Raw genomic sequence first — 19,622 nt, forward strand, 5'->3', positions numbered from 1 at the left:
CTTCGGCACGCTCGGGCCGGGCATCGGAATCGGGTTCCGCACGGAAGTCGTAATCGCAGTCGCAATCGTAATCGCAGCTGAATCCTTCAAGAAAACTAAGTAGTCCGTATACAAACCAGACGCTACAAAACGGAGCAGAAGACCATGAAGAGGAAGCAGATTTCGGCGCTTGCCGCCGCCATGTTCACAGGCGCAGGTGTCCTGATCGCGGGGGCCGCGCATGCGGACAACTTCGTCGACCGCGGTAACCCGGACAACGCGCTGAACGGCCAGTGCATCGACGGGACGAACCCGCTGTGCGTGTCGACCAAGAGCGGAAGCTACGTGGCGGTGAGCACGGCAAACGTCACGATGGGGACGAACGCCAGGGCCGGTACCAGCGGGATCGCGATCGGCGACCAGTCGAATGCGAGCAGCAAGGGCGGCACCAGCAGCGGCGGCGCGATTGCGATCGGCGTCGGTTCGCAGGCGCTGGCGAACTCTGCCACGGCCATCGGCACGGTAGCCGTCGCGCAAGGCAATACGTCACTCGCCGTCGGCCGCCAGTCGGCCGCGGTCGGCGACTTCTCGATGGCGCTCGGCAACGTCGCCGATGCGCGCGGCACGAGCTCGATCGCACTCGGCCACTCGGCGCTGGCAAGCGGCGACCGTTCGGTCGCGATCGGCGGTGCGAACCCGACCTCGAGCGACGGCGTGTCGGCCGGCGCGTCGTACGACGCGGCGACACAGACGCGCGCCGGCGGCACGCAATCCGTGGCGATCGGTGCGGGCGCGCAGACGAACGACAACAACCAGGTGGCGATCGGCTCGGGCAGCGTCGGCGCGAACAACGGCGGCACGCCGGTGTTCGGCGGCACGGCCGCGCCGGTCGGCGGCGCGGTGTCGTTCGGCGCGATCGGCGCCGAGCGTCAGCTCAAGAACGTCGCGGCGGGCGCGGCCGATACGGATGCCGTCAACGTCCAGCAGCTGAAGAACGTGAACGGCACCCTGAGCACGAGCATCGCCAACGTCGACGCACGCGTGACGTCGGTCGGCAATTCGCTGTCGACCACGATTTCGAACGTCGACCAGCGTGTGACCAGCGTGGGCAACAGCCTCAGCACCAGCATCGTGACGGCGACGAAGAACGTCGTGAAATACACCGACGATTCGCACGCGGCGATCGCGCTCGACGGCAGCAACGGCACCACGATCGGCGGCGTCGCGGCCGGTGTCGCCGACACCGATGCGGTCAACGTCGGCCAGCTGAAGGGCAGTGTCGCCCCGCTGCAGACGTCCATTTCGACGGCGGCGTCGAACATCACGAACCTGCAGACCAGCGTCACGGGCATCAATACTTCGCTGAGCACGGCAACCACCAACATCAGTAACCTGCAGGCGGCCGACGCACGCAACGTCAAGTACGACGGCCAGAGCGGCTTCGATTCGGTGACGTTCGCCGGCACGAACGGCACAACGCTGCACAACGTCGCGGCCGGTGTCGCCGATACCGACGCGGCGAACGTCGGGCAACTGAACGGCGGCCTGTCGTCGCTCAGCACGAGCGTGACGAACAACATCAATACGACGCTCGGCAACCTGAGCACGTCGATCAACAACCAGATCGGCAACGCGACGAAGAACGCGGTGCAGTACGACAATGACGCGCACAGCGGCGTGACGCTCGGCGGCAAGGGCGCGCAGTCGCCGGTCGGCCTGCACAACGTGGCGGACGGCACTGCCGCGAGCGACGCCGTGAACGTCGGCCAGCTCGGCAAGGCGACCGACTCGCTGAACCAGTCGATTACGAACGTCAGCAACAACGTGACGACGCTCGGCAACCAGGTGACGACGAACACCGGCAACATCGCGGCGCTCCAGCAGGACGCGCTCCAGTGGAACGCGAACCTCGGCACCTACGACGCGAGCCACGGCGGCAACGGCCCGCAACGCATCGGCAACGTCGCGGCCGGCAAGAGCGGCACGGACGCGGTCAACGTCGACCAGTTGAACGCGGCGATCCAGGATGGCACGAGCCAGCTCGATGCACTCGCCGTGAAGTACGACGACGCGAGCAAGAAGCAGGTTTCGCTCGGCGCGGGCAACGGCGGGAGCCCGGTGCGCCTCACCAACGTCGCGGAGGGCAACGTCGCGGCCGGCAGCACGGACGCTGTGAACGGCGCGCAACTGCGCCGCGCAACCGACGGCACGGCGGCCGCGCTGGGCGGCGGCGCGACGGCGAATCCGGACGGCTCGATCAGCGCGCCGGACTATAAGGTGGGCGGCGGTTCGTTCAACAATGTCGGCGACGCGCTCACGAATCTCGACGGTCGTGTTCTCAACAATACGACGACGCTCGAGAATCACGAAACGCGTATCGGCAATGCCGAAACGAACATCGCCGGCAACACGGCCGCGATCGCGGGGCTGCAACAGGACGCGCTGCAGTTCGACCCGACGCTCGGCGCCTACAACGCGGCGCGCGGCGGTGCACCGACGAAGCTGACGAACGTGGCCGACGGCAACGTCGCCGCGGGCAGCACGGACGCGGTGAACGGCGGCCAGTTGTCGGGCGTGAAGTCGTCGCTCGAACAGCAGATCACGCAGGTGTCCAACCAGGCGGGCGAGGCGGTGAAAAATGTCGTCAAGTACGACGTCGACGCGAACGGCAACCGGATGAATTCGGTATCGCTCATCGGCGGCGACGCGAACGCGGCCGTCGTGCTGAAGAACGTCGCCGCGGGCACCGCCGATACCGACGCGGTGAACGTCAAGCAGCTGAAGGGCGTGCAGTCGAGCCTCAACCAGCTCGGTGCGCTCGCGGTGCAGTACGACGACGCGTCGAAGAGCTCGATCACGCTCGGTGGCGCGGGTGGCACGCGCATCACCAACGTGCAGGCCGGCACGCTCAGCGCAACCAGCACGGATGCGGTGAACGGCTCGCAGCTCTACGCGACCAACCAGCAGGTCGCGAAGAACACGACGGACATCACGAACCTGCAGGGGAACGTGAACAACATCGCGAACGGCAAGGCCGGCCTCGTGCAGCAGCAGGACCCGAACGGCGCGATCACGGTCGGGAAGGACACCGGCGGCACCAGCGTGAACTTCTCCGGCACGTCGGGCGACCGCGTGCTGACCGGTGTCGCGGCGGGCGTGAAGGACAACGACGCGGTCAACATGGGCCAGTTCAACAACGCGCTGAAGAACGCGGCGGCCAACGACCAGATCCGCGCAGCGGCGACCGATGCGAACACGACGTGGATCGCACGTGCCGATGCGGGTTCGATCGGGTCGACGGCAACCGCAACCGGCAAGAACGCGGTGGCGGTCGGCCAGGGCTCCGTCGCCGATCGCGACAATTCGTTCTCGGTCGGTGCGAAGGGCAGCGAGCGCCAGGTCACGAACGTCGCGGCCGGCACGGCGCCGACCGACGCGGTCAACGTGCAGCAGCTGAACGACAACCTGTCGACCGCCACGTCGCAGGCGAAGGGCTACACCGACCAGCGCATCGGCCAGGTGTACAACTCGTTCAACGACCTGAAGAAGGACATGTACGGCGGCGTGGCATCGGCAATGGCCGTGGCCGGCCTGCCGCAACCGACGGGCGCGGGCCGCTCGATGGTCTCGGCGGCGACGTCGAACTATCACGGCCAGCAGGGTTTCGCCGCCGGGTACTCGTACGTGACGGAAAGCAACCGCTGGGTCGTCAAGGCGTCGGTGACGGGCAACACGCGTTCGGACTTCGGCGCGGTGGTGGGCGCGGGTTACCAGTTCTGACGTTGTCCGCGCAGTATCGATCGAACGGTGGTGTCGGGCAGCGGTCGTGATGCCCGACACCGACGGGAGATCCGTGGCCCGGGGTGAGTCTGTCGACCCCGGGCCGTCGACGCTTGATGAGTCGCGAAGTGCGGTGTGGCTGCGCCGGGCCTGTCCGGCAGGCGATGCCGTCGATGGATGATCGATTCGCCGATTGTGGAGATAATCGGCGCTGGCGCAATGCACTCCGCATTGAGCGTGTCCAAGCACGCCTTCCAGTCCCGTATGGGTGCCGACAACGAAACATGAAAACGATGAAACCCGAGAACAGGATGCTTCCCGCGCAGCGCGTCGCGTTGCCGCGTCACATTGGGCCGCCTGCCTTCGCGGCGAGCGACGCGTTGCCATTGGCTTTGCCGGCCGGTTATGGCGGCAGGTGCCGCTAGCGCCCGGACAATCCGCGCCGTGGGTTCGACAAGAGAACCGGCGCCCGAATCGAACGGCCGGGCAACCGGTATCGAACGGCGATATCAATTGGTGCACCCGTGAGCGTGCATCGGGTCACTTGAAGATGCATCCGGGGTAAAGGCACATGATCGGGAAAGTTGCATGGCTGTCCGTCGTTTCGCTTCTGGTCGCGGCATGCGGGGATCGCTCCGGTCAGGCCGATACCGCAGCGAATGCGCAGCCGGCGGTCGCGCCGGCGACGCAGGCCGTTACCTCGCAGCGCGAATGGCGCGACTCGCCCGTGCCGCCCAGGCCGGGCCAGGTGCTGGAGGGCATTTACCAGAAGGACGCGCATGGCGAGGCGACGATGGAGATCGCCAATGGAAGCCAGGCCACATACTGGTACGGCCACGCGTTCGACCTGAACGGCGGCCACTACTTCACCGGCTTCGCCTACGAGACGCCGAACAAGTACGCCGAACAGGAGAACACCGCCGAGCCGGCGCACGATGCCAGGGTGACGATCACGGAGGCGACCTTCGAATGGATCACGGACGGCGGCGTGGCCGGCTGGAACATGGTCGAGTCGGAACGCTCGATCGGCGAGTTTGGCGGCGACGAGAAGGCCGACACGATCGACGACAAGGAATCCGCCGTGAGCACGACCCTGCCGGACGGGCGGATCGTGCTGGCCGTGCCGACCTGGTACCTGGCTTCGGGCACCCGGATCAAGTCGTTCGGCATGTTCGTCTATCGGCGCACCGATGCGTCAAGCAATCCTGTCGATACCGACTGGACCTATGCCGGCAACGTATTTCGTGGCAACGACAGCGGCGCGGCATGCGATGCCGCGGGTGCCGGCAACCGGATACCGTGCGTGGAAGGCTCGTCGACGCTGACGTTCCTGCCGGCCGACGCCAGCGACTGGCCGCGCCTTCGCGTGGCGACGAACGGGACGGGCATCGACAACGCCGGCCGGAAAAAGACCGACGGCGCCGCGGATGTCGTCGAATACCGGTTCAACCCGAAGACGAAGGCTTACGAAACGGCGAAGACGTAGGGCGGCATGGGGCGTGTCGCTTTCAACGATGGTTCCACCTGTCCGGAAAGAGGATCCGATGGAGATGGCTCTCTCGAGAAACAAGGTGGGCGGCTGCCGGAAGTGATGTGGTTCAGCCAAATGGCGGACAAATGCGAATGGTGCGATCCGCAGCGCTCGCAATCGCGCCCCGATCCGCGATTTCTCGCGGGTTCGCGCGCTGTCGAGCCAGGCGGCGAATGCGAATTGTCGAATGCGAGCCGCGGCTCGTATTCTGGGTGCGTCGGGCGGAACGGCATGGGGCCTCCGCCGATCGACGCATGACGGAGACTCGCAATGACTGCCATGACGCAAACCATGAAGCTCAATCACCTGAGCTTCCCTTCCGCCGACACACTGGCGACGGCCCGATTCTTCGAGCGGCATCTCGGCTTCACGATCGCGGGAAGCTGGGACAAATCCTGGATCCTCAAACGCCCGGGCTTCGACGTAGTGATCGATCACGCCGGCGACGATGAGACCGCGTGGCCGACGAATTTCCACGTCGGGTTCGAACTGCCGAGCCTCGATGCCGTTCGCACGACGTTCGAACGCTTCAGGGAAGAGGGCGTCGAGATGGTGACGGACGTCTTCAACAACGGGCGCGGTTCGCGTTTCTTCTGCCGCGCGCCGGGCGGCGTGATGTTCGAGCTGAACACGCGCGCGGATGCCGCACCGGAATATCAAGGCACGTTCGACGACTGACGCCGGCAAGCGTCATACCGCGTTCGGGTGCCGGCGCGGGCCGCCGTTTCAATGACCGTGCAGGGCGGGAAGGCTGCGCATCTCCATCCCGTGCAGATCGCCGCAGCGCGCGACATGGCTGTGCCGCACCACCCGCGATGCCGTCGCACCGGACTTCAACAGCAAGAAACGGAGTGCCTGCCTGCAAACGGTCGCCTACATTGCCGTGACTGACCTCACTCACGGGATGTGAAGAAGATGACCTTACTCGAAGGGAAAGTCGCCATCGTCACCGGTGCCTCCACCGGAATCGGCCGGGCGATCGCACTGATGTTCGCGGCGCATGGCGCGTCAATCGTATTGGGCGCGCGAAGCGAATCCACGTTGAACGAGGTGGCCGACGAGATTCGTCGTCACGGCGGGCAGGCGTTCGCCTGCGCCGGCGACGTCTGTCACGCCGATACGCATCGAAGGCTCGTCGCGACGGCGCTGCGCGAGTTCGGCGGTCTCGACATCGCGATCAACAACGCGGGAACCGTCGGGCCGCTCAAACCGCTCGCGGACATCTCGCTCGACGATTGGCAGCACACGCTGTCCACCAATCTGACGGCGGCCTTCCTGGGCGCAAGCAACCAGATTCCCGCGATGCTCGAACGCGGCGGCGGCTCGATCGTCTTTACGTCCAGCTTCGTCGGCACCAGCGTCGGGCTACCCGGCATGTCCGCGTATGGTGCGTCCAAGGCCGGCTTGATGGGACTGGTGAAGGGTATCACCGCGGACTACGCGGCACGGGGGATTCGGGCAAACGCACTGTTGCCGGGCGGTGTGGACACCGCGATGGGGGGAGACCGCGAGCAGAAGGAATGGGCGGCCGGGCTCCACGCGATGAAGCGCATCGCCCGCCCCGACGAGATCGCATCCGCGGCGCTGTTTCTGGCGAGCCCGATGGCCAGTTTCGTTACCGGCTCGGCCCTGTTCGCCGACGGAGGCAATGCGGCCGTGAAGTGAGTTCGCATCGGCGCAAACGCGCGTCGCGCCGCGCTCAACGGCCGGCGCGAGCCAGCATGTCGATGACCGCGCGGGTGCGCGAAGGCCGGGTGATCTCCGTCCAGTGCAGATGCGCGTATTTCGGGTCGTCGCGCAGGCTGGCGAACTTGACACGATTCCTGGCGAACGTGGTGTACGACCACAGCAGCACCGACTCTCGCGAAAATGCCATCCGCAGCGACTCGCGGTTGCCGTGCGAAAGCTCGGTGCGCATGAGCCCGCGGCTCAACGTGCGCCAGAGCACCCGAGAGAACACCGTCCGCCGCCCGAAGTTGAGCCAGATCACGTGGGTGGCTCTCGACCAGAGCACGTCGCGCACGGCGCCGTAGTTCCCGTCGGCGACCCATCGGTCGCCGGCCGTCGCGGCCCGCACGGCGCGCTCGAACTGTTCCGGCGGCACGGCTGTCCAGTCGGGGCCCCAATTGAGTCGATCCAGCTCGATGTACGGGCAGCCCGCTGCTTCCGCCAGTGCGCTGGAAAAGGTGGATTTCCCCGCCCCGCTGGTTCCGACGACGACGAAGCGCATGGGTTTGATCGCGGTTGAATGTTGAAGGCGGCTATTGTGCCTCATGCACGAAGCGGTCGCTCGACGGCGGTTCGTCATTGAGTACCGGCCATGGCCCGGCTTGCCGCACCACACGTCCTGCATTGTCGCGGCGGGCGGCGCAGGGAGCCCCTCGCCGCTCCTCAACGGTCATTTGAATTCGGCGTCTACCACTCGTTTCCCGCACCTTTGTACAATCAGCCGCTTCAGTCTTGCCGCACACAATCGCGGCAAACCCCGAAAAAAAACAACGTGAGAGAAACGATGGCGACCGAACCCGGATTTCAGACGCGCATGTACGCGGATAGCGCCCGCTACGGGCGCCCGTCATGTGCGCTCGAATGGGCAACGACCGGATGTGCGTCCCGATCGGATCGAGGGCTGGCATGAGCGACAAACCCGTTCTTGCCGCCGGTGCGCCGTGCGAACCTGCGGCGTCGGCCGCTCCCCTGATGGCGCTGGCGTGCCTGGTCGTATTCATGGCGCAAATGGCGACGACGGTGTACCTGCCGTCGCTGCCTGTCGTCATGCGCGAGTTGAAGATGACGCAAGGCGGCGCCGAGTTATCCATCTCGGCCTATGTGATCGGTGCCGCGCTGCCGGTGCCATTCTGGGGCGCTGCCGCGGAACGCTGGGGCCGGCGCGGCCCGCTGCTGATTTCGCTGCTGCTGTTCATCGGCAGCAGCCTGCTGCTCGCCGGCTGCACGGCCGCACCGGCGCTGCTCGGGTTGCGCGCCATCCAGGGCATCGGCGGCGGCGGCGCGGCGATCATCGCCCGAATCATCGTCCGCGACAACTGGCGCGGCGACGAACTGGCGCGACGCCTCTCCGTGTTGTCGATCGCCTTCATCACGGCCCTGGGCGGTGGCCAGTTCATCGGCGGGCTCATCGGCCGATACAGTCATTGGCAAACGGGTTTCGTGCTGATGGCCGCCGTCGCCGCGCTGGCGATCGCGCTGTCTTACGCGTTGCCGTTGAAGGCGGGAAGTCGTGCCGCCAAACCGTCGGGCCTGGCCGGTACTTACTGGCTCCTGCTGCGGCGCCCCGGCTTCCTGTGGCCGGCCTGCGCGGGCGGGCTGGGGTTCGCGACGACCGTCACCTTGCAGGAGGTGAGCCCGTTCGTGTTCCAGGAGCATTTCCAGCTGGCCGTGACGAGCTTCGGCAGTATCGGCTTGCTGCTCGGCGTGGCCTATTTCAGCGGGGCGATGCTGGTCAACCGTCTCGTCAGGCGGCTCGGCGGCGTCCGGCTGATGCATGCCGGCGCCGCGTTGCTTGCGTTCGCAACCACGTTGATGCTGGTGTCGTGGTTGAGCGGCCTGCTGACTCATTTCACCGGCCTGTGGATCTTCATCGCGCTGTATTGCCTGGCGATCTTCGGCCAGGCGGTGCTGTTTCCGAACAGCATGGCGACTGCCGTCAGCGATGCGCATGAACATGGCGCGCATGCGATGGCCTTGTGCGGTTTCCTGCAGCAGGGACTGGCGGGCATCGCCGCGACGGCCGCGGTGCTGCAGCACCATGGCGGCACGTGGACGCTCGCCGTATTCGTGCTGGGGGCGCTGACGTGGCTGGTGGTGCAGGTCAAGGTGCGGGGCAGGTAGGCGGCCGGCGTCGACGGATGGTTCATCGGCCGTATGCTTCTCTCGCGAAAACAGCGGCGTGCGACCGTGCGTCCGCTTCACGCCGCGCGGGCAGGGCGATGCGAGAGGCAGTGTGACCCGCTCATGCTGCCGGCTGTGCTGTGCCGCTCAAACAAATGATTCGTAGAAAACATATTCTCGCGCGTCGCTTGCGACGCTTTTACTACGAATTAAAAGGCAGTCTCATCAAGGGCGAGAATCGGAAAAGCATTAAAAAGTCCGGCGGAGTGCCTGGAATGGCAATAATCAAAATCAATATTTAATAAAGCAAACAGCATCTGCCGCGTTACCTCGAGCTTCACATCTCCCGTCCGCCCGACCCACGCACTGCCTTTCCCCAGTAACGGCGGGCTCGGCGCGCGCATTCCGCCGATGCAGCGTTGCCGAAACCGGCATCGCAACCGACGAGATCATTTCAGATTTATAACCAAATCATGGCTCGATTAACATCGCCGAAAGAAGTTATTAACCTGTCAGAAAATATCTTGTAATTATAAAAATGACCTCCTAGCATCCCTCTGCAGTTCGTGACATGTCCTGGATCAAAGTCTGTACTTGATGCATTCCTCGAACATCACCCATACATAACCGGGGGATTACATGAAGAAACTGTCTCGCCTGCTGTCCATCACCGCGATTACCATCGCGAGTCTCAGTGCTTTTGCCCAGGCCGGCGACCAGTCGGCCACGGTCGACAAGGCACTGCAACTGATCCAGCAGAATCCGTCCGCCTTCAGTCTGGCCGCTGGCGGCGCAGCACGCACGTTGAAGTTCGCAGGGCCGCAGGCGAGTGCGCCGACGGACGGCGATCAATTCGAGGTGCGCGACGTGATCGTCGATCCCGACGGCACCGAGCACGTGCGTTTCGACCGCTTCTACGCGGGCCTGCCCGTGATCGGCGGTGACGTGGTCGTCCATTCGAGCAAGGGGCAGTTGAAGCAGGCGAGCGTGACCCAGCTCGCGCCGATCAATCTCGCCGGCACGATCGGCAAGGTCGGAAACCGCTCCGTGATACGCAACGCGCCCGACATCGGCAACGCCCGGGTCAAGCGCATCGCGACCGCGCGTTTCAACTCGGACGTGCGCCGCGTCGACGACGCGGAGCTCGTGGTGTTCGCACGCGACGTCACGCCGACGCTGGCCTACGCGGTGCGCGTATACGGCAAGTCGAACGACGTGCACGGCGATGCGGTGCTGTATTACGTCGACGCACGCACGGGCGCCGTGCTCGATGCGCAGGACCTGATCAAGACCGCCGCCGCGACCGGCACCGGCCGCTCGCTGTACTACGGCAACCTGACGCTGACCACCGACCAGACCGGCACGAACGCGTACCGGATGCTCGATCCGAATCGCGGCGGCGGCTCCGTGTACGACGGCCGCGGACTGATCGCGGAGGACGTCGAGCAGGCGACCGACCTGCCGATCTTCACGAGCAGCACGAACGTGTGGGGCAACAACGCGACAACCGACCGGCAGACCGTCGCCGCCGACATCGATTACGGTCTGGCGTTAACTTGGGACTACTACAAGACGACGCACAACCGCAACGGCATCTTCAACGACGGGCGCGGCGTGAAGAGTTTCGCGCACGTGGTGTTCGACACCGGCAGCGGCACGACCGGCGCGAACGCGGCATGGATGCCGTCGCACATCATGGTGTACGGCGACGGCCAGCCGGGCACGAGCCTGCCGAAGCCGGTCGTGTCGGTCGATGTGGCCGGACACGAGATGAGCCACGGCGTGACCGAGGCCACGGCCAACCTGAACTATTCGGGCGACGCGGGTGGGCTGAACGAAGCGACTTCCGACATTTTCGGCACGCTCGTCAAGTACTACGCGAACAACCCGAACGATCCCGGCAACTACGTGATCGGTGCGCGCGTGGTGAGCGGCGGCCTGCGCAAGATGTACAAGCAGGACCTCGACGGCCGGTCGTTCAGCTGTTACCCGTCCGGCGGATTCTCGTGGTCGAATCCGCGCCACGATCCGCATTTCACGTCGGGCGTCGGCAATCGCCTGTTCTACCTGCTGGCGGAAGGCCCGACGGTGCCGTCGACCGATACCGGCCTGACGAAGGCGAAACTGGTCTGCAACGGCGACACGACCTTCAGCGGGCTGGGCCGCGAGAAAGCCGGCAAGATCTGGTACCGGACGCTGACCGTGTATCTGAACGCCAACTCCAGCTACCCGAACGCGCGGCGTGCATCGATCCAGGCGGCGAACGACCTGTACGGCGCGAATTCGGCCGAAAGCGCGACGGTCGCTCGCGCGTGGAGCGCGGTCGGGGTGAATTGACGGCGTGTGGGCCAGTGCGTTGAATGCCCGAGGATCGATCGCGTGGCGGCATTTCGTGTCGGAGAACGGAGAGCCGATCGAGGCCACGCGACGCCCGGGCAAATGACGCACGCGTGTCGATCGATCGCCTGCAATTGCGGGCGGTCGATCTTTGGAATCCGGTTGTTGTCCCGCCAGCGACGTATCCCGTTCTTCGGCACGGCGTGCCGACATGGTTGCACCTGCCGCACCTTCCTCGATCACCGCGCCGCGTTCGTCGGCCGTCCGTGACGAACCCGGGAGAAACCCGACGGTGAAGCGCGGCGGAATCCGGCCGTATCACCCATCGCCCACACCCGGCGGTCGATCGGCAAACCATCGGCCGATCCTTCGATATCCCGCCCCGTCTGGTTCCGGCACTTTTTTCAGAAAAAATTTCTTCCGGGCAATCGTTTGCGTGCCGCCGCGCGGCGTTCAGTTTATTCATCGCATGCCGATATCCGGAAGGCGCGCCTGATCGAAGCGGCATCGCCCCGCGGTTTCGATCGGGAACGGCATCCACGCATGCGACGGATAGGGGAAGAAAGGTTTTGGCGACAGTTTTAGGGTGCATCGTTTATCGGCACAATCACTGGCTGGTCCTGCTTGCCGCGCTGTTGTGCGGGGCCGGTTCGTGGGTCACCGCGCGCCTGTTCCAGCGCACGGTGAACACCTCCGGCATGCAGCGGCTCGGCTGGCAGGTGCTGACGGCCATTTCGGCCGGCGTGGCGATCTGGTGCACGCACTTCATCGCGATGCTCGGCTTCGATGCCGGCGCGCCCGTGCAATTCGACCTGCCGCTCACGCTCGTGTCGCTGCTCATCGCGGTCGGCGGCAGCACGATCGGCTTCGCGCTGACGACCTGCCGCATCGTCAGGATCGCGCCCGCGCTCGGCGGCGCGATCGTCGGCGTCGCGATCGTGCTGATGCATTACACCGGCATGCTCGCGTGGCGGGTCGAGGGCATCGTGTCGTGGGACATCGGCTACCTGGTCGCGTCGGTGCTGCTGGCGATGACCCTCGCGGCGCTCGCGCTGCACCTCGCGCTGCGGCCGTCGCCGCACGCGGTCAACCAGATGGCCGGCGTGCTGTCGCTCGCGATCCTCGCGCTGCATTTCACCGGGATGTCCGCGCTGAGCATCACGCCGCTGACGCTCGACGGCGCGTGGACCGACGTGAACACGCTGCGTCCGCTGGCGCTGGCGGTCGCGGGTACGTCGCTCGTGATCGTCTGCACGGGGCTCGTGAGCTACGTGATCGACAGCAACGTGCGGGCCGAATCGCTCGAGCACCTGCGCCGGCTGGCACTGAGCGACATGCTGACCGGCCTGCCGAACCGGGCGAGCTTCAACGAGCGGCTGGACCTCGAAATCGCGCTGGCGCAAGAGCAGGGCACGAAGCTCGCGCTGATCGGCATCGACCTGAACCGCTTCAAGGAAATCAACGACCTGCGCGGCCATCACGCCGGCGACGAGGTGCTGCGCATCCTCGCGCGGCGCATGTCGAACGTGCTGCGCGAAGGCGAATTCGTCGCCCGCATCGGCGGCGACGAATTCGCGGCACTCTGCCGGATGGGCGACGACACCCGCCTGATGGATCTGCTCGAACGGCTCGAGCCGGCGCTCTACAAGCCGGTCAGGCTGGACGACTACGAGGTCGTGCCGGGCGCGAGCTTCGGCGTCGCCATCTACCCGGACGACGCCGCCACCAAGGCGATCCTCATCAACAACGCGGACCTCGCGATGTACCGCGCCAAGGGCAGCGTCTCGCAATCGATCTGCTTCTACGAGCCGGCGATGGACCTGATCGTCCGCGCGCGCCGCAGCCTCGCGGCCGACCTGCGCCGCGCGGTGGCCGACAACCAGCTGAGCATCCACTACCAGGTGCAGACCTCGCTGACGACCGGCGAGATCCGCGGCTACGAGGCGCTGCTGCGCTGGCAGCATGCGACGCTCGGCACGATCCCGCCCACCGAGTTCATTCCGCTCGCCGAGGAGAACGGCGTGATCCTGGAGATCGGCGCGTGGGTGTTGCGCGAGGCATGCGCGCGGGCGGCCACGTGGGAGCCGCCCTATACGGTCGCGGTGAACGTATCGGCCGTGCAGTTCATGCACGCGGACCTGACGGCGCTCGTGGCGGACGTGCTCGAGGCAACCGGCCTGCCGGCGTCGCGCCTGCAGCTGGAGCTGACCGAATCGACGATCTTCGCCGGCCGCGAGCGCGCGCTGGATACGCTGCGGCAGATCAAGGCGCTGGGCGTGAGCATCGCGCTCGACGATTTCGGCACCGGCTATTCGTCGCTCGACACGCTGCGCTCGTTCCCGTTCGACCGCATCAAGCTCGACCAGTCGTTCGTCGCGGACGCGGAAGCGAAACCGCAGGATCGCGCGATCATCCGCGCCGTGCTCGCGCTCGGCAAGAGCCTGGGCATCCCGATCCTGGCCGAAGGCATCGAGACGCGCGACCAGCTCGTGCTGCTGGCCGACGAAGGCTGCGACGAAGCGCAGGGCTTCCTGCTCGGCAGGCCCGCACCACTCAACGAGATTGTCGGCAGCGGGCAGATCGCGCTGACCGGCAGCAACCGCGCCAGCGCGACGGTTCCCGCGTCCGGATCGGCCGTCACGGCCGAGCTGGATCCGGGCCCGCGCCGGTAACCGACGACGCCGGATACGGCAATCCGAACGCGGGTTGCAGCAGGCAGGCTCACATGAAAACCCACTACGCACGGATGGTCAGACTGGCAAGCATCGCGGCGCCGGCCCGGAACCCGGACCTGCTCGCGGCGCAATTCCGGGTATTCGCCGGCCAGCTCCCGGTGATGTACCTGATCCTCATCTCGAGCACCTGGAGCCTCGCCGTCACGCACCTGCGCAGCACGCCGTGGTGGCTGTCGGTCGCGATGCCGGCCGCAATGACGCTCGTGTCGCTCGCGCGGCTGCTGCACTGGCGCCGCGCCCGGCTGGTGGAGCCGACGCCGGACACCGTGTCGCGTGCGCTCACGATGACGAACTGGCTGGTGATCCCGATCGCGGTGACGTTCACCCTCTGGGCGCTGCTGCTGTTCCCGTACGGCGACGCGTGGCAAAAGGCCCAGGTCGCGTTCTACATGGCGATCACTGTGATCGGCTGCATCTTCAGCCTGATGTACCTGCGCACGGCCGCGCTGATCGTGGCCGTGATCGTCAACGCCGCGTTCATCGCGTTCTTCCTCTCGACGGGCCAGCCGACGCTCGTCGCCACCGCGGTCAACATGGCTTTCGTGTCGGCCGCGCTGATCGCCGTCATCTCGGTCAACTACCGGGGTTTCGTGCGCACCGTCGACGCGCAGGCCGAATCGCGGATGCGCGAGCAGGCGCAGACGCGGCTGATGCGGATGATCGACGACATGCCGCTGGCCGTGATGACGGCCGACCCGGAGACGTTCCGCATCAACTACCTGAACACGGCGTCGCGAAACCTGCTGCGCTCGATCGAACATTTGCTGCCGATCCGCGCGGACGATGCGCTCGGCGCGTCGATCGACTTCTTCCATCCGCACCCGCAGCACCAGCGCCGCCTGCTCGCCGATCCGGCGAACCTGCCGCATCGCGGCCGCGTGCGGCTCGGGCCGGAAGTGCTCGACTTCCAGGTCTCGGCGGGGCGCGATGCCGAGGGGCGCTATATCGGCCCGATGCTGTCGTGGTCGATCGTCACGCAGCAGGCCGAGGCGGAAGCGCGCATCCACCAGCTCGCGCATCACGATTCGCTCACCGGCCTGCCGAACCGCGCGACCTTCCTCGCCGAATTCGACGCGAGCCTGCACCGCTCGGACAAGATGCTCGGGCTGCTCTTCATCGACCTCGACGGCTTCAAGCTGATCAACGACGCGTGCGGGCATTCGGCGGGCGACGAGGTGCTGCGCCAGGTCGCGGAACGCCTTCGCGGGCAGTGTCCCGAGCCGGGAATGATGCTCGGGCGCATCGGCGGCGACGAATTCGCGGTGCTGCTGCGCGACACCGACGCGGACGGCGCGATGGGCGCGGCCGCGCGGCTCGTCGACACGCTCGTCGCGCCCTATGCGCCGTCGCCCGGGCGGCAGTTCCGCATCGGCGCGTCGATCGGCTGCGTGCTGGCGCCGCATCACGGCAACGACGCCGGCGTGCTGCTGTCACGCGCGGACATGGCGCTCTATGCGGCGAAGAAAGCCGGGAAGGGGACGTACCGGATGTTCTCGCCGGACATGGAAACGCGCGCGCAGGAGCGGATCGCGCTCGAATCGAAGCTGCGCGTCGCGCTGGACGAGAACCAGGGGCTGTACGTGTTCTACCAGCCGATCGTCGATGTCCGGACGCGCCGGGTGACGACGCGCGAGGCCCTGCTGCGCTGGCATCATCCGCGCTCCGGCTGGATTTCGCCGGGCTACTTCATTCCGATGGCCGAGCGCGGCGGCCTGATCGACCGGCTCGGCCGCTTCGTGCTCGACCATGCATGCCGGGAGGCGGCGCGCTGGCCGGACGGCGCGCGTGTCGCCGTGAACGTATCGGCGGCACAGCTCGGCCACGGCACGATCGTGCCGGCCTTCGCGGCGGCGCTGGCCGGCGCCGGCCTCACGCCCGACCGGCTGGAAATCGAGGTGACGGAAACCGCGCTGCTGCATGACGAGGGCAAGGCGATCGCGGATCTGCGCGCGCTGCGTTCGATGGGCGTGCGCGTCGCCCTCGACGATTTCGGCACGGGCTTCTCGTCGCTCGCGCATCTGCGCGCGTTTCCGTTCGACAAGATCAAGATCGACGGCAGCTTCGTGCGCGATGCGATCTCGCGACCGGACTGCGCGGCCGTCGTATGCGCGGTGGCCGATCTCGGCAAGCGTCTCGGCGTGACGACCGTCGCGGAGGGCGTCGAGACGGAGGAGCAACTGGCGTGCATCACCGATGCCGGCTGTCGCGAGGTGCAGGGCTTCCTGATCGGCAGGCCCGCGCCGGGCGAGCACGATGCGCCGGCCATCCGCTGGATCGAGCGGGCCGCGTTGGCGGCGCAGGCTACGGGCAGGCGGGCGTGAGCGACGGCGACGCGACCGGACTGCGGGATACCCGGATCGATTGAGGGCCGAAAACGCGCATTCCAGGAAGACGATTGCGCGCGCCCGGCGGGTTGCGTTGAAGGTCAGGAATACACGTCCGCGATCACGCGTCGAACGGCAAACGCCAGCGGATCGACCTCGTGCACCCCGATGCCGAGCCTCGCATCGAACGACGCCGCAAGCTGCTCGAGTTGACCGAAAGCGTATCCGGGGTCCGCGGTGACGATGTTCACGAAGGCCATACCCCGACGATATCCCGCCTTGACTTCGATGCGAACGCCGCCCGGAAAGCGCTGGTGAAGCGCTTCGCGAACCAGGCCGATATCGATCTCGCCGGGTTCCGCGCGCCGGCCTTTCCGGGGTGTGGCATCACGCACGAAAAACCAGGCGCTGACGCGCACTTCCGGGCCGTCGATGGCGCCGACATGCGCACCCTGCCGATAGGCGAGCACCGCGAGTCGCTTGCGGCGCTCGATTCCCGATACCAGCACACACGTGCCGGCGACGTCGGCGTGGCCTTCCGCGATCATTTGCGCGAATCGAACCGCGCGCTCGGCGGAATCCTCGCGCGAGCCGAAATGCAGTGCAAGCCGTGGCGTTCTACCGATTTCCGCGCCGAGCCGCTTCTTGACCGACAGCATGGCCGCGTCGTCGATGTCGTCGAACACGAGTTCCGCGGCGAGCGGGCGACCGGCGCAATAGTCGGTGAGCAGTTGCCGGATCTCGACGAGTTCACCTGGCGCGCCGTCACCCTGCAGCTCGAGCGTGACGAGGACGACCTCTCCATGCAGCCAGGTCCTGGCGGCGGGATGGGGCTTCCGGGCGGCCAGATCGCGTGCGTCGTCCGCGCCTGACGCACGCACCGCGGCCAGCAGGAACACGTCGTGGGCGTGGATGCCGCCGGGCACCACGTATGCGCCTTTCTTCCAGGCCAGCGCACGCAATTCCGGAAACAGGTCGTCTGCCTCGTATCCCGTCGCGATCACCGAGCGGCCGATCGCCGCCAGCTCGCGAGGCGACCCTCCGCCCGACAAGCCCGGCCCCGCGACCGCTTCTTCCTTGAACAGGCGTTTCCACTCGGACGAATACTCGGCATCGGGCGCCCATGACGGCAGCAGTTGTGCGAGGTAGGCGTCCGCATCCGCGACGGTCTCGAATTTCGCGACCATTACGCACTCGCCGCTGTTGTTGCCGGAGAATGCCTGCCACACGCTGACCGGTGGCGTTGACCGGGTTCGACCGGTATCTGCGCCGCGACGTGCGCAACCGCGCCGCGTGCTGGGTTGCTCCAGGTACGCACGCGCGTTGCGCCACCCGTGCAGGATGTCCTCCGCACTGGCGGCAGGCAGGCCGCCGTCCTGGAACGAACAGCCCTGCATGCGTTGATCGGGCGTGATGGAGACGAAGTCGAGCCCCGCGCCGCAGTCGCCACTGCCATCGGCTCCGTCGAACAATCTGGATACGGGCACCGCGTCGCCGAAGCACACCGACAGGCGGCATGAGATCGGCGAATCCTGCACGATGGCCGCGAGCTGCGCGCGCCCCTTCGGCGAAAGGTGCCTGTGCAAATCGGGGCCGATGTAGGACAGCAACGAGACATCCTGACAACCCAGCGCGGCCAGTTCGGCCAGCAGTGCGGGGAGGCCCGGCAGTACCGCGTCGTCGACGATCAGGTTGGCGCCCCACCTTTGCCCGTATTCCGACAGGACCGCGCCCGCGTCGCGCCAGCGCACGTCGTCGTAGAGCGAGACGCGAACCTGGCCGAAGCGGCCCGCGTAGGGCGCAAACGTGTTGCGCCGGATCAGCGTTCCATTGGTCGTGACGTTCAGTGCAAGCGGCGTGGTGTGATGAAGGATGTCGATCAGCTCGGCGAATCCACGGAACGCGAACGGCTCTCCGCCGCCGAAGGCGACTTCCAGCGTTCCCGCTGCGGCGAGGCCGCGGAGGACGTTAGCGGCCGACTCGACGGACCAGGCGCTGTCGCGCCGCACATCACGCGAGCAGAAATCGCAAGACAGATTGCACTTGTTCGTTATCCCGAACATCACGACCCGGGGTGCGAGGCGCCGCAAGTGGCGGGTCGACGCATTCTCGACCCGGACATGCGTTCCTGTCGCGGGGTGAAAGCGCAGCAGCGCGCCGTCCAGCGGATACGCCCTGAATGCGTTGCGGTCAAAACCAGTGGAAACCGGCATCGGCGAGGCCCTCTGTCTTTTTGTCGAGGATTCCCGTGAACCCGGTGGCATCACGGGAAACCGTCATATTTGAAGCAACTCGCGCAGTCACCATCCGTTGCCCGGCCGGGCACGAATGGCGGGCGCGGGGAATGGCGCAACGCGCTTCACGCTCGGGGAGAAAGGAATCCTCGAGCGCGTCGCACCCGAAAGGGAAATCATCCCGGCGTGTAGCCGGCAGCCGACACGCGCGGCCGCCGTAGAGTCGCACCGATTATAACGGCGGCCCGATCAAGGCCCGGCCGGCAAGGTCAGATGCGGTCGAAGTTGAACGGCGTCACGTCCGGCAGGCCTTCGCCCTGTTGTACCTCGACGCCGCACCCAGTGCGGAGCGTGTCGATCGTGCGGCGCGCTTCGAGTGCCCTCCTTGAAACGACCCATCAAGCCGGGCGGCAAGCGGATCGCGGCGAAGTGAACTGCGATGCTTGCTCGAAGTCATTGCGGTGCATGCGCCGCCGCCGTAGGATGGCGGGAGACGTGCGTTTCACATCACGTCATCCTGGCGACATCTTTCTCACGTACATCTATTGCACTTCGCCAGTCGGCGGGGTGCCGATTTTTCAAGGAAGACCGACCATGGCGGCAAAACGCCTCCGCATCAACATGATTACCCGTCGCCAGTCGACGTTCGACGGCCGTCATCTCGACACCGAGGCGGTACGCCGCCACGACGCGCAAGTGCAAGACGCGATTCCCGCCCAATTGAAAGGCACGCAGGGTGCCGAGGCGGAATGGCTGCCGCGCGTGAAGGTGAGCGAGCGCTAATCCGGATACACCGATTCCGCCGTCCGTCCGCGCGCCCTGTTTCGATCGATATGAAACGCGCCCGCCGTGC

The 19,622-nt window shown here is 66.3% G+C and carries 11 protein-coding genes; 9 read left to right on the forward strand and 2 right to left on the reverse strand.

Annotation, left to right across the window (positions count from 1 at the left end; genetic code table 11):
* Positions 1 to 144 precede the first annotated feature (144 nt).
* The 4 genes from FOZ70_RS01745 to FOZ70_RS01760 all read left to right on the forward strand — a co-directional run bounded on the left by FOZ70_RS01745 (position 145) and on the right by FOZ70_RS01760 (position 6,955).
* Positions 145 to 3,759, forward strand: coding sequence for a YadA-like family protein (locus tag FOZ70_RS01745; RefSeq protein ID WP_219704820.1), 3,615 nt, complete (start codon positions 145 to 147; stop codon positions 3,757 to 3,759).
* Positions 3,760 to 4,330: 571 nt separating this feature from the next.
* A complete protein-coding gene (locus FOZ70_RS01750) occupies positions 4,331 to 5,245 on the forward strand; it encodes a hypothetical protein (RefSeq protein ID WP_219704821.1) in 915 nt (304 codons plus the stop codon).
* A 315-nt stretch (positions 5,246 to 5,560) separates the two neighbouring features.
* Entirely contained in the window at positions 5,561 to 5,968 is a 408-nt protein-coding gene (locus tag FOZ70_RS01755) for a VOC family protein (RefSeq protein WP_175851235.1), read from the forward strand.
* A gap of 237 nt (positions 5,969 to 6,205) precedes the next feature.
* Entirely contained in the window at positions 6,206 to 6,955 is a 750-nt protein-coding gene (locus FOZ70_RS01760; RefSeq protein WP_059555927.1) for an SDR family oxidoreductase, read from the forward strand.
* A gap of 34 nt (positions 6,956 to 6,989) precedes the next feature.
* Here FOZ70_RS01760 and FOZ70_RS01765 read toward each other — a convergent pair whose 3' ends face one another.
* A complete protein-coding gene (locus tag FOZ70_RS01765; protein ID WP_219704822.1) occupies positions 6,990 to 7,520 on the reverse strand; it encodes a toxin in 531 nt (176 codons plus the stop codon).
* A 404-nt stretch (positions 7,521 to 7,924) separates the two neighbouring features.
* Between FOZ70_RS01765 and FOZ70_RS01770 the strand changes: the two genes are divergently transcribed.
* From FOZ70_RS01770 to FOZ70_RS01785, 4 genes are all read left to right on the forward strand, one after another.
* Positions 7,925 to 9,139 carry an MFS transporter gene (locus tag FOZ70_RS01770; RefSeq protein WP_258025515.1) on the forward strand — a complete coding sequence of 405 codons (1,215 nt, stop codon included), beginning with the start codon at positions 7,925 to 7,927 and terminating at the stop codon, positions 9,137 to 9,139.
* Positions 9,140 to 9,778: 639 nt separating this feature from the next.
* Positions 9,779 to 11,476 (forward strand): M4 family metallopeptidase, encoded by a 1,698-nt coding sequence (locus FOZ70_RS01775; RefSeq protein ID WP_219704823.1) that lies wholly within the window; start codon positions 9,779 to 9,781, stop codon positions 11,474 to 11,476.
* 569 nt (positions 11,477 to 12,045) lie between these two features.
* The gene (locus tag FOZ70_RS01780; RefSeq protein WP_060309399.1) at positions 12,046 to 14,148 is read left to right on the forward strand and encodes an EAL domain-containing protein; all 2,103 of its coding nucleotides are present in this window, start codon (positions 12,046 to 12,048) and stop codon (positions 14,146 to 14,148) included.
* A 53-nt stretch (positions 14,149 to 14,201) separates the two neighbouring features.
* Entirely contained in the window at positions 14,202 to 16,532 is a 2,331-nt protein-coding gene (locus FOZ70_RS01785; protein ID WP_219704824.1) for an EAL domain-containing protein, read from the forward strand.
* 104 nt (positions 16,533 to 16,636) lie between these two features.
* Here the strand turns inward: FOZ70_RS01785 and FOZ70_RS01790 are convergent, their stop codons facing one another.
* A complete protein-coding gene (locus FOZ70_RS01790) occupies positions 16,637 to 18,748 on the reverse strand; it encodes a radical SAM protein (protein WP_219704825.1) in 2,112 nt (703 codons plus the stop codon).
* A gap of 615 nt (positions 18,749 to 19,363) precedes the next feature.
* Here FOZ70_RS01790 and FOZ70_RS01795 point away from each other — a divergent pair.
* On the forward strand, positions 19,364 to 19,552 hold the full coding sequence (locus FOZ70_RS01795; RefSeq protein ID WP_021158119.1) for a hypothetical protein: 189 nt from the start codon (positions 19,364 to 19,366) through the stop codon (positions 19,550 to 19,552).
* Positions 19,553 to 19,622 lie beyond the last annotated feature (70 nt).

It is taken from the genome of Burkholderia sp. COPS (assembly GCF_019425585.1).
In the GTDB taxonomy this organism is placed as follows: domain Bacteria; phylum Pseudomonadota; class Gammaproteobacteria; order Burkholderiales; family Burkholderiaceae; genus Burkholderia; species Burkholderia cepacia.